We start from the raw sequence: 12463 nt of genomic DNA, 5'->3' as shown, positions 1-12463 counted from the left end.
GGCCTATATGGAAGAAATGATGTTCCACGGCCGCGAAGACGAAGCCAGCCACTTCATTGACACCCTTGAAAAAGCCATGCTCAAAAACCCGAAAAACTGGGCGAAGCATTATCACGGAAACGAAGACGAACTCTGGTTCAAACGGAAATTCTCCTTCTCCGATCGTTCCCGCTACTACATGCCGGATCCAGACGTTCAGGCAGCCATGAAGAAACTGTTCGCCAACCTCGAAAAGGAAGGCGTAAACCTGGCCGTTCTCTCCCAGTTCATGCCGATCCAGTACACCAAGGTACGCGAAGGCAAACTCGAAGCGAAACCAGAAGAACTGATCAAGGACCGCGTAAAGAACACGATCGACGAATACCTCTACGCCTCCCATCAGGACGAACTCTAAGTTTTATCCATTCAAAGACTGGCCCATTGAAATCCCAGATCGCCAGTCTGAACACACTCACTTGCCGGAGATGTCGCACGATGTCTCCGGCTTTTTTTGCGCTTTGGAGCGCGTGTCTTTTCTATTTCGTTTTACCGACAAAGATTCAGTTCGGTTTGTCCTTTTCAGGCAGCTGTACGCAGAGTCATTTTCAATCGTAGACTCCCTCCTTCGTTAAAAGCGCCGGGATTGCTTACAGCGCTCTTTCGACATCCAGACAGTCGTCGCAGGTTTGGAAAAAATGCGAACATTCCGGGTCGTTTTTGATACCATTTATTCATGACTACCTATAAACACAAACAAATATCCAACGGCTGGCTGGTTTTTGGCCTGCTGCTTGGTGCGGCAGGTCTCGCCATTGGTACTTTTGGCGATCTGCCTCTGGATCAGATGATTTACGATCCTTTCAACGTCTGGGCCAGAATTCTGGCCGCCTGCGGTCCCGCTCCTGCATTCTGGGGCATCGGTGCCGCCGGTCTGCTGACTCTGGACATCTGGAAAGGAAAGAAGACCATGACTCTGGGCTGGCTGTTCGCGTTTGCGACCAACGTCATCGGCCCGGTTTACATGGCTCAGTCCATTAACGAAGAACTCGGACTGACCTGGTGGATGTGCTGGCTTAGCGGCCTGCTCATTTCCCTTCTTCCCGCGCTTCTCTTCTGGTATCTGATGCGCAAGGCCGATCGCAAGGACAAAATCAGGGCGATCTGGATTCTGCTCATCGTCTGCGGCGGTTCGACAGCCGTGATTCAGGTTGTGAAACGCATCTGGTTCCGTCCACGCTATTTCGCGCTTCTGGAAAATCCGGAACTGACGTTCCGTACTTGGTACGACTTTGGTAAATCCGGCGTTTCCCAGTTCATGGCTCTGTATGAAACGAACCACGATCTGTTCCGCTCCTTTCCTTCCGCCCACGCAGCTTCGGCTGCCTGCCTGTTTGTCTGGGCCATTATTCCCTGCTTCACCAAACGCGGCAGCGTTTCTCTGGCGATGATCGTCGCCTACCTCGGTTCGCTCGCTGTCATGGGCAGCCGCATGGTACGGGGCGCGCATTTTCTTTCGGATATCAGCGTCGGCTTCCTGATTACCTTTGTTCTCTTCTGCATCTGCGCCTGGGCCTTCGGTCTCACGCGCTATGACGACAGTCAGTACGAATATGAAGACGAAGACGATTTTGAAGAAAGAACGTCCCGTCCATCCAAATCGTCCCGCTCCAGAAAAGCGGCACGTCACGACGACTTCGATGAAGAGGAAGCAGAAGACGAGGATATCGATTTCGAAGAAGACTTTGAACCGCGTCCCCGCAAAAAAGCGAACGCAGAAAAAGTGCCCGCTGAAAATGAAGAAAGCGAAGCAAGTGAAGAAACACCTGCAGCCTCTGCTTCGGATCCAGCTAAAGCACCTGCTTCTTCGAAAGACGATCGCAAAGCCAAAGCGGAAGAGCCGGATGCCCCAGGAGAGCATCGCCGTCTTTCCCGCCGTGAACGTTCTGCACACCGCCGCAAAACGGTCGAAGAACTCTTTGACGATTCCATTTTTGAAGATTAATTGTACGGATTTTTCGGGAACGAAGCGCAAAGCTTCGTTCCTTTTTTCATGACCCTTGTTTTCATAGCCGCTAACATACGGACAATGGCGAACGCCATTTTCCAGCGACTGCTGGGAAAATCCAAGTCCATCTCTTTGTCTGGGCTGGATTTCTCCGATGCACCGGCATGGCGCTAGCGGTTTTCCCTTCGTGCCATACAGGTATAATAAAATCGGTTCAGGAAAGACACGTTCCTGATTCTTCCGTATCCTGCAGAGCGCCGATCGATCGACGCCACGCGATTCGATTTGGTCTGTCTGTGTGCCTGGAAGAAAGCCCACTGGAAAGAAGGCTGTTTTATGTTGGCAATTGATTCCGCACTGGATTCTCTGATTACGCTTGGAGGATCCATTCTCGCTTTGTTAATTATCCTCGGGGTGTTTTATCTGATCGTAAAATCTTCCGGCAAGTAAAAGCTCCCCAGACAGAGCACTTATTCACAGAAACGAGGACGATATGGAACTGGATTTATTGTGGTGTGTCCTGATCGGATACGCCTTTGGCAACATTCTCACGGCTTCACTGGTCGGCCGCCTCTTTGAAAAAGACCTGTTTAAAAGCGGCTCCGGGAATCCGGGCATGACCAACACGATCAAGGTTCTCGGCAAAAAAGCCGGAATCTTCGTTCTGCTTGGCGACATTCTCAAAACCTGCGCCGCGGTTTATATATGTGTACTGCTCTTTCCCGCGTATACGAAGCTGATCCCGCTGTATACCGGATGCGGCACGCTGCTCGGCCACTGCTTTCCTATATGGCATCATTTTCAGGGCGGCAAGGGCGTAGCCGTTACCGCCGCATCGTTTGTCCTGTACTGGCCGCTGGCCGGTTTCAGTGCGCTGGCCGCGGGAGCGCTTGGTGTCCTGATGAAATTTGGCGTAAAAATCGCCGCGCTTCTGATCGACGTCGTCTTCATGATTTTCATGGCGTTTCGCTTTTCGTGGATCACGTTTCTTCCCGCCCTGTTCATGGCCGTGCTGATGGCGTGGCTTAACCTTCGCCCAAACCGCCTCAAGGATGGAAAACCGCTCGCAGAATCTTCTAGCGCTGCCCAGAGCTCTGCATCGACTTTGAAAAGCAAAAAAGAGCGAAAAGAAGAGCGTATAGAAAAAGAAGAGGAAGAACTTCTTGAAGCGCTCGATGCCGACATAGAGCCCGCAATTCAGGAAGCAGAATCCAGGACGGCACAGTCGATTACCGAAGGCGCGAACAGCACAGAAAAGTAATCTGCGCTCAAGCTCCCTTTGAACAAAATAAAAATCGCACATCCATCGTCCGACGCGTTTTTCGAAACTGCGTTTGGCGGGAATGTGCGATTTTTGTTTTCTGCATTCGTTTATGGCTTGGAATCCGGGAGACTGGCTTCGCGAAAGGCAGATTACCAGTTGACCGCGATATCGAGCTGCGTGTGATTGTTGAGCGCAAAGGTTCCGGTGTCGCAGACGATGCCCATGCCAAGGGACGTCTGGATCAGAGAGCCACGAGGACGGGTGGGCAGATGGGCGGCGACCATGACATAATCGCCTAACATTTTTACGCCGTCTTCTCGCACCCAGTATTTGTCATTGTTGCCGATCGAACGCATGATGCGAACGACGCCGTCCATCGGAAGATTGTAGTACGTCTCTTTTCCGGAAGGACCCATAATGGTTCCGGCACTGCGGTTAAGAACCGCTCCATTCCACTGGGGCGTATCGAGCTTGATTTCCAGATCTTCTTCTTCGAGATCGGCCATCGTTCCGGCGGGCTGTGACGCGTTTTTAGCCTGGCTGACTTTCATCTCCGCATCCAGACGCCGCTTTTCGCGATCCGCTTCCTTTTTCTGGTAGTCTTTCAGCGCGTCTTTTTCTTCCTGACTGACTGCTACGCAAGTGGGATGAACGTGATACGTCTGTCCATCGATTTCCATGAGCAGGGTGTCATCGAGCGAATAGCCGATCAGCGTACCCTGCGAATACGGTTTGGGGCTCTGAAACAGACTGATCTGGCGCGTTTTCATATTTTCTTTTTTGCACTGCTCAAGGCACGGTGCGGTCACAGCGGGAATCTGCATCGTTCCCAGTGCCGCGCTTTTTTCAAAGCCGTTTGCCGGCTTTTCGCCCTCTTTCGCGTAAAGCGAGAGCGCAGGTATCATCAGGCCGGATAAGACGACGGCCAGTAAAGAGGCAATCCATTTTTTCATAATTTCTTTCACTCCTGTGCGCGTTCTCTAAATCATCCTTTCCTCCATAATCCAGAAAAGGACATCCTGAAAAGCCGATCCTCTCTTCAAAAGACATCCCTTACCCGCTCCTGAAAAGCGGGCGGCAAGGGGGCAAAGAAGGATGACTTTGCGTAAGGCGTGCGCATGAAAACTCCGTTCTGGAATTTTTCTGCGTTTCAGTCTAACAAATCCGCAACGATCGGCTCAACCCGAAATCCATTCCGGCCAGAAACCGTGCATTTTTAACCAACACACTGTTACAGAGTTATTACTATCCGTATTCCATTTTGTTTTAGATCTTTCCTGTTTTCGATCTCTTCCGATTTCATCCAGCGAAATCCTACAATTTCCGTTATTTATTCCGTATCTCTCCCCTATTTCTAACGCTTTTTGACACATTCATCTACCGCAAAAAGTCTGAAAAAGACGATTTTATCAACCTGTACAAAGCCTTTACAAAAAAGCGCATCCGCCGTATTCGCGCCGTTTTCCCACAAAAAAAGCCGGGTGTTCACCCGGCTCTGGTTCAGAGGAAATGCAATTAGTTGGACTGTTTATCCATGTCGGCTTCTACAGCTGCCATGTCGAGCTGATAGAAAGCGTCAACGCCTGGATACTGAGCTACGGATACGGTTCCGCGTTTGTTCAGTTCGTCTTCAATGCGCATCAGGCGGTTGTACTTCGCGATACGGTCAGTTCTGGAGAGAGATCCAGTCTTGATCTGGCCAGCGTTTGTACCAACAGCGATGTCAGCGATTGTGGAGTCTTCGGTTTCGCCGGAACGGTGGGAAACAACTGTGGTGTAGTTGTGTTTCTGAGCGAGTTCGATGGCGTCGAATGTTTCAGTCAGAGTACCGATCTGGTTAACCTTGATCAGGATTGCGTTGGCGATGCCTTTAGCGATACCTTCTGCAAGGATTTTCGGGTTTGTAACGAACAGGTCGTCACCAACCAGCTGGATGCGTTTGCCGAGTGTATCGGTCAGTTTCTTCCAGCCGTCCCAGTCGCGTTCGCCAAGACCGTCTTCGATGGAGATGATCGGATATTTTTCTACCCATTCCTGGTACATAGCGATCATTTCTTCGGAAGTCTTGTTTCCGCCGCCGGATTTCTTCAGTTCGTACAGACCAGTTTCGTGGTTGTGGAACTCAGAAGCAGCAACGTCCATGGCGATCATGATGTCTTTGCCAGGAACATAGCCGGCTTTCTTAGTAGCTTCAACGAGCAGTTTCAGAGGTTCTTCGTTTCCGTCTTTGCAGGAAGGAGCGAAACCGCCTTCGTCACCAACGTTGGTGTTGTAGCCTTTTGCTTTCAGAACGGACTTCAGGTTGTGGAAGACTTCAGCAGCCATGCGAACAGCTTCTTTTTCAGAAGTTGCACCAACAGGCATGATCATGTATTCCTGGAAGTCTACGGTGGAGTCAGCGTGGCTTCCGCCGTTGATAACATTGCACATTGGTACAGGCATAACGTGTGCGTTGCAGCCGCCTACATAGTTGTAGAAAGGAATTCCGTAGTAGTCAGCAGCAGCCCATGCAGCAGCCATGGATACAGCCAGTGTAGCGTTGGCACCGAGATTGGATTTGAAATCTGTGCCGTCGAGTTCAAGCATGGTCTTGTCGATCAGGATCTGATCTGTAACATCCATACCGATGATAGCAGGAGCGATTTTTGTGTTTACATTGGCAACAGCCTGTGTTGTTCCTTTTCCGAGGTAACGAGATTTGTCGCCATCACGCAGTTCGAGGGCTTCACGTTCACCAGTAGAAGCACCGCTTGGTACCATTGCGCGACCATATGCGCCGGATTCAGTTGTGATTTCGCACTCTACAGTCGGGTTTCCACGGGAATCCAGGACTTCGCGTGCATAGACATCCGTAATAATAGGCATATTGAAATATTTCCTCCTTTGCCTTGATACAGGCAAATTATAGCACAGCGGCCGCTTGATTCGATAAAGACCTTAGCCGGATGCACCGTTTTCTGCCTTTTCAAAAAAGGGGGTTCAGTCCGCCCGTTCAAAGCCCGCTTTCAAAAAGTTCATTTTTGGACAAATTCAAGGATTTCCCTAATCTTAAGCCGATTGGATACACATATCACTCAGGAAAATTCCACTGTACCGATTTGATCATCTGCAGACAACCCGGATGATTTTTCGGACTGAAATCGGCTTGCAAAGCCTGAATCCCGCAAAAAGCCAGACGCTGCAAGCGCCTGGCTCTGCTCTTTATTTTCTGGATGAAATCCTCTAATTATTTGTTTCCGCTGATGGCTTCGAGGTTTTCTAACATCTGCTTTTCAAGCTGTTCTGTCTCATCATGGCTTTCGTCGCTCATGACCATACGGAATGCGTGCACACCTTCGCGAGCGTAGCCCGGGATCTGGTCGATGGTGTCGATGGCCTTTTCATCAAACACCTGCATGCGGCAGTCCGGGTTTCCATACAGGAATGCACGGCGTCCGTCTTTGCCCAGCAGCGTATAGCGGTTGGTCCGGCAAAGCGAGCAGTTCTGACGCTTGCCGTCTTTTAAAGCCGTATTGACCGGGCAGTGTTTCATGACCATCAGTCTTGGCTTTTCGTAAACCGTCAGAATGACTGGAGCTTCAAAGCCATAGCGGTCTTTAAACGCCTTTAAAAGCGCCTGCCGATCTTCATCGCTCAGTTCGCCGGCCAGAACGCCGCCCTGATAGCCCATTTCAAGCAACGCCGCAGCCGCGTAGGAGTTGGTAATGTTCAGGTTTTCCACGATTTCGCCTTTGCCCAGCGAATCGGTAATATAGCCTTCATCCTTATAAATCGGAGATTTGCGCTCCGTTCCCGGAATCGGGAATTCGCTGACCTGCAGCAGAGGCAGATCCGTCTTCTGGTTTTTGTTCTGTATCTGCACAAAGGAAGGCAGCGGCTTGGGCGCTTTGGGCTGGTACGTAGACTCGACTTCGACGAGCGGTCCGCGCTGCAGACGAAGCGCGCCGAGCTGATCAATTGCCTCACGGCGCATCGTATTCAGAATCGATACCGGAATAAAGGCGTTGTCCGGCAGATCCACATCAATCGTTGCCGGATTGGCCCAGGTATCTTTCGTCTTCTTCAGAGAACGGACAATCTGTTCCGTTTTGCTTGGGGCTTTCTGTGCCGCTTCGAGAAGACCGCCTTCAATAGCCACGGTATGGGTTCCATCCGTCGCTTCGAGAATCAACGGATCCCCGATTTTGGCCGCCTTAAGCGTAAAGGCGATATCCGCCTGCGGATGCGAAGTTCGAATGGCTTCTTCCACATCTTTCTGCAGAAGATAGCTTGTCGTCTTGCGGACTTCCATGCCGTTAAACACGCCGCCGGGAACGCGTACTTCAACCGTTTCCCCTTTGGCGGCTTTGGCGATCAGCTTGCCGCGGGTATCGAAAATGAAGTTGGCATTGCATCCGGTGGAACGATTCCTCTGCACAAAGCGAAGACCGTCATTTTGATGCAGATCTTCATCAAGAACAATGCGGGCGCGGTCATGGCTGACTTTAATGACCTTGCCAAGATGGATGCCCTGATGGTTGGACGTTTCCGTATTCATCAGCACAGTGCCTTTCGCCTTCCAGCCATGACCGGTCGTATAGCCGCGGTTAAACGCGGTTTCCATGCCGACTTTCAGTTCTTTGCCTACGCGAAGACCGTCTGCTGCAGCACGGGCGGCTGCGGCGCTTTCGTAGACGTATTCTGGCGATTTCATACGGCCTTCAATTTTCAGCGAGAATACCCCGGCTTTGGCGAGCTGGCTGATCTGATCGATCGCGGAAAGATCTTTAGGAGAAAGCAGATACTTGCCGGGAAGCGGAATCGGCATTCCGTTTTCTTCAAGCGTGTATTCCATGCGGCATGCCTGCGCGCATTTTCCTTTATTGGCTGAACGATCGTAGCGCACCTGAGAAAACCGGCACTGTCCCGAATACGAAATGCACAGAGCGCCATGGATAAAGACTTCCAGTTCCATTCCCGTCGCCGCGCACGCTTTGATTTCGTCAAGCGTAGCTTCTCTGGCCAGCACGCAGCGCTTTACGCCGAGCTTGCGCAGCTGTTCGATCTGATACGGTGTGGAAACAGAAAGCTGTGTAGAAGCGTGCAGTTCGAGATTGGGCAGGCGATGATGCAGAAGATGGATCAGACCGAGGTCCTGAATGATGAGCGCGTCGACGCCCAGTTCATGAAGGGCTTTGGCCTGCTGATACGCCTCTTCCATATGGTCTTCTTCAATGAGCGTATTCATCGTGACGTAAATGCGCTTGCCCGCGAGATGCGCGTCTTCAATGGCTTTGGCGACCTGATCGAGTGTGAAATTGGCCGCGTACGCCCGCGCGCCAAACTGCGGCAACGCCAGATAAACCGCATCGGCGCCGCCCGCAAAGGCGGCTTTGAGCGCCTGCTCATTTCCGGCTGGGGAAAGGACTTCAAGATTCATAGCTATCGCTCCCGTTCTATATCGATCTGAATCCGGCAGAAGAGAAAGCAGTCGCTCTTGTCGATTCAGAATTTCTGGTTTTATGAAAAACTTTTTTCACAGGGTTTGGACGGCCGCTCTGGCGAATCCCAAAAGTCGCCGTCCGTTTCATCGTTTTCATTATGGCCAGCCCCGCGGAAACGTTCAAACGAAACGGCCGCTCTTCTCGGTCTGCCCGTCCTGGCTTTGCGAAACGGATCCAAAGAAAAAGGACTGGATTTCTCATTTGAAAAATCTCAGTCCGAAAATTCAATTATCGTTTACGCAGCTTCTTCTTCCGCGGTTTCTGGGGCAGACGAATTATAGTACGTCTTGATGGCGTCGAACGTTTCCTGCGAAATCACGTGTTCAATCCGGCAGGCATCGTCTTCGGCGATCTGCGGATCGACGCCGATGTTCGTAAGCATCTGCGTGAAAAATTCATGGCGCTGGTACGTATGCTGCGCCGCTTCTCTTCCCTTGTCCGAAAGGATCAGATGTTTATTGGGATCTGCGAGAAGATAGCCCTGTTCGGTAAGCATTTTGACGGCATGAGAGACCGAAGGCTTGGAAAAGCCGAGATGGCTGGCTACATCCACACTCCGTACATACGGCAGTTTGGTGGACAGTACAAGAATGGATTCGAGATAGTCTTCAACCGATTCCGTCAGGATCGGGTCTTTTTTATCGATCATCATGCCATTAGTTTAAACAAACTCACATAGGGAGTCAACGAAGCCGGCCTTTTGGCAAAACGCGCAGACGAAACGGCTTCAATCGGAGCACGCCGGCTTTCTGTCAGACACCGGCTGTTCTCAATGCGGGTAAAATAGAAACAAATTTAAACGTGCAGAAATTGGCTATAGAAACAGATCAGACGAAAAGGAGACACCATGTTAGTGACAACGCTTGGCTACATTCAAAGCAAAGACAAAGTACTCATGCTTCATCGCACAAAAAAGGAAAACGACATCAACAAGGAAAAATGGATTGGGATCGGCGGAAAGCTTGAAGACGGCGAAACGGTCCTGGGCTGCATGCAGCGCGAATGCCGGGAAGAAACCGGCCTGCACTGGAATGATCCCAGACTCTGCGGCATCATCACCTTTAACTTTCGAAAACACGAAGAAGATCCGCTCTTTTCAGAACTTATGTTTCTGTACACGGGAGAACTCGATCCGCAGGAAGAAAAGCGCCTGCAGGAGTGCAGCGAAGGCGATCTGGTCTGGATGGACTGGAGCGCTATCGCTTCGCTCAATCTCTGGAAAGGCGATCGAATCTTTCTAAAGCTGCTCAAGGAACATGTCCCGTTATTTTATATGGAACTGAACTATCTGGGCGACACGCTCACGCACGCGACACTGAATGAAAAAGAGCTGGATCTGAAGGATTCGTCCATCTATCTGGGGACAGACTGATCGGCTGCTCCTTCCCGTCGCCAGCTTCAAATGAGAAGGATGGAACGCGACGGAATCCATGTCGAGATTCCTCCAGACTTCATTCGTTTACGGTGCGCTTTTCTTCCTTCTGGAAATCCAGAAAGCGGACCTGTTCGTAGGAGAAAACCAGATTCTGGCTGGAATCAAACGCACAGATGTATTTTTGATCCGGTGAAACTTTATACCGGTATTTGAAGGGATAGGTTTTCAGTGCAGTCAGCGGATCCATGCCGATATACCAGTCGCCGAATTCATCCAGTTCATCATTTCGCATGGCCACATACTCTTCCCAGTCATCAAAGCCCTTATCGCCCGGTTCGTACAGTTTTTCCATTTTCACGAAATCGTAACGGTGGTCAAGGCGGTAATTGTCGTCGTCAAAAAAGACAGTCAGGCTTTCGCAATCCTCACAAAGCCAGCAGTCCGGTTCTCTGGACGGTGCCCAGTCATAGCAGTAGTAAATATACTCAAAAATGTCAGGAGCTTTGTAGTCTATTCCCGGGTAGTCCGTCCCCACGAGGAATATTCCTGGATGCGCCTCCATAAATTCTTCAAAAAACGAAATGGAAAACGCGTTGATTTCCGGTTTTCCATCGCCATTCCATATATCGTATCCATTTATACAAAGGCAGTGTGCCATGTTCTTTCCCTCCTTTTCCTGTCCTTAATCTGATTCCTGTCCTTAGTCTGATTTTAACGGATCCGATTCTGGAAAAACGACCTGTTTTCCTGCCTGCAGAAAAAGTCTCCAGAACCTGCTGATGCGTTCTGGAGACTTTGAATTTTGAAAACAGAATTTCTATTTAGCGCTTGAGCTCAATTACTTTTTCCCACGGAAGTTTGGGGTCGCCGAAATGACCGTAGTTGGTTGTACGGGTATAAATTGGTTTGCGCAGATCGAGTTCTTCAAGAATATTGCCGACTTCGAAATTGAAGTTCTTCTTGACGATATCCATGATTTCTTCGTCGCTGACTTTGCCGGTGCCGAAGGTGTCCACGAGAATCGAAACAGGTTCCTTGCGTCCGATGGCGTAAGCCACTTCGACTTCGCACTTGTCTGCCAGTCCATTGGCAACGATGTTCTTGGCTACCCAGCGGGCATAGTAAGCTGCCGAACGGTCTACTTTGGTCGGGTCTTTTGAAGAGAAGCATCCGCCGCCGATATGGCCCATTCCGCCATAGGTATCGCAGACAATCTTACGGCCTGTGGTGCCTGAGTCGCCGAAGGATCCTCCGACTACGAACGATCCGCTTGGGTTGATGAAGTATTTTGTATTTTCATCGAGAAGTTCAGACGGGATGACCGCATCGATGACTTCCTTGCGGATGAGCTTGCTGAGGTCTTCCTGGCTGATTTCTGGAGAATGCTGGGTGGAAACGACAATCGTATCAATGCGTACGGGCTTGTCATCCTTATATTCTACGGAAACCTGTGTCTTTCCGTCCGGACGCAGCAGATCCGGATGCTCGCGGCGAACTTTGGTCAGCTGACGGGACAGCTTGTGCGCATAGTAAATTGGGGCCGGCATGAATTCATCCGTTTCGTTGGATGCGTAGCCGAACATGATGCCCTGGTCGCCGGCCGCAACCTCGAGCTTGCCGTCCTTGTTCTTGTTGACCGCGTTATGGATTTCCGGGGACTGCTTATTTACAACGGTGTGTACGTGATATTCTTCCGGATAGCCGATTTTCTTCAGAACGTCTTTGGCGATCTGTTCGAAATCGATGACGGCTTTCGTGTTGGCTTCGCCGTAAACCAGAATGAAATCATCCTTGATGGTGGCTTCTACCGCCATGTTGGAATTAGGATCCTGGCGAAGAGCTTCATCGACGATCGAGTCCGCAATCAGGTCACAGACTTTGTCTGGATGTCCTTCTGTTACCGACTCACTGGTAAAAATATAGTTTTTCATCAAATTTCCTCCTTATACATTCAGTTACGGGATACTTCATGAGAATGTGAAATACTTCCTGGAGATATTCGAAGTCCTTAACCAGAAAAAAAGCATACCGAAGCATGCTTATGTTATTCATCAGCGCCTTCGTTATCGATGTCAGCTGGGCCACCAGTTACGAGGTTGGCGCGGGATCATAGAGCTGACTCTCTCCCCCGACTCTTGATAAGAGTATTTCAGTGCTTTTCATTATAGTGCAGGTATGAATTCTGGACCCGGTCAATGCCTTTGTTTTGCCCAAAAACCCGTTAGTTCAGTATAGCGAATTTTGTGTCCACGTGCTGTCGTTTTGATTTTTATCCCTGGTTTCGATGATCCGGTTCGTTAATAAGGTAAGCGTCAAATAAAAGACGGGTATTTTCTCGACCGCCTCCTTGGGATAAT

At 50.3% G+C, this 12463-nt stretch carries 10 protein-coding genes; 4 read left to right on the top strand and 6 right to left on the bottom strand.

Translation table 11 applies throughout. The features are described 5' to 3' along the window. From ACLUYS_RS06935 to ACLUYS_RS06925, 3 genes are all read left to right on the top strand, one after another. Positions 1-394: class II D-tagatose-bisphosphate aldolase non-catalytic subunit (locus tag ACLUYS_RS06935; protein ID WP_412659454.1), on the top strand; the 394-nt coding region annotated here is incomplete at its 5' end. 318 nt (positions 395-712) lie between these two features. Then, on the top strand, positions 713-1981 hold the full coding sequence (locus ACLUYS_RS06930) for a phosphatase PAP2 family protein (RefSeq protein ID WP_412659453.1): 1269 nt from the start codon (positions 713-715) through the stop codon (positions 1979-1981). 496 nt (positions 1982-2477) lie between these two features. Further along, complete coding sequence (locus tag ACLUYS_RS06925; RefSeq protein ID WP_230267248.1) at positions 2478-3245, top strand: glycerol-3-phosphate acyltransferase; 768 nt, start codon at positions 2478-2480, stop codon at positions 3243-3245. A gap of 152 nt (positions 3246-3397) precedes the next feature. On the opposite strand, the gene ACLUYS_RS06920 is transcribed toward ACLUYS_RS06925, so the two are convergent. From ACLUYS_RS06920 to ACLUYS_RS06905, 4 genes are all read right to left on the bottom strand, one after another. Next, entirely contained in the window at positions 3398-4201 is an 804-nt protein-coding gene (locus ACLUYS_RS06920; RefSeq protein WP_230267249.1) for a hypothetical protein, read from the bottom strand. A 562-nt stretch (positions 4202-4763) separates the two neighbouring features. Continuing rightward, entirely contained in the window at positions 4764-6113 is a 1350-nt protein-coding gene (gene eno / locus ACLUYS_RS06915) for a phosphopyruvate hydratase (RefSeq protein ID WP_230267250.1), read from the bottom strand. Positions 6114-6474: 361 nt separating this feature from the next. Further along, on the bottom strand, positions 6475-8667 hold the full coding sequence (locus ACLUYS_RS06910) for a peptidase U32 family protein (RefSeq protein ID WP_230267251.1): 2193 nt from the start codon (positions 8665-8667) through the stop codon (positions 6475-6477). A 299-nt stretch (positions 8668-8966) separates the two neighbouring features. After that, positions 8967-9383, bottom strand: coding sequence for a metal-dependent transcriptional regulator (locus tag ACLUYS_RS06905; RefSeq protein WP_230267252.1), 417 nt, complete (start codon positions 9381-9383; stop codon positions 8967-8969). A 195-nt stretch (positions 9384-9578) separates the two neighbouring features. Here ACLUYS_RS06905 and ACLUYS_RS06900 point away from each other — a divergent pair, with 195 nt between their 5' ends. After that, positions 9579-10103, top strand: a complete 525-nt coding sequence (locus tag ACLUYS_RS06900; RefSeq protein ID WP_230267253.1) for an NUDIX hydrolase — start codon at positions 9579-9581, stop codon at positions 10101-10103. 79 nt (positions 10104-10182) lie between these two features. Here ACLUYS_RS06900 and ACLUYS_RS06895 read toward each other — a convergent pair whose 3' ends face one another. Then, the gene (locus ACLUYS_RS06895; protein ID WP_288820649.1) at positions 10183-10764 is read right to left on the bottom strand and encodes a hypothetical protein; all 582 of its coding nucleotides are present in this window, start codon (positions 10762-10764) and stop codon (positions 10183-10185) included. A 163-nt stretch (positions 10765-10927) separates the two neighbouring features. Then, a complete protein-coding gene (metK, locus tag ACLUYS_RS06890; RefSeq protein ID WP_230267255.1) occupies positions 10928-12037 on the bottom strand; it encodes a methionine adenosyltransferase in 1110 nt (369 codons plus the stop codon). Positions 12038-12463: the final 426 nt, after the last annotated feature.

It is taken from the genome of Allobaculum sp., assembly GCF_047010065.1.
GTDB lineage: Bacteria > Bacillota_I > Bacilli_A > Erysipelotrichales > Erysipelotrichaceae > Allobaculum > Allobaculum fili.
This window is presented reverse-complemented; position numbering and strand designations above follow the sequence as displayed.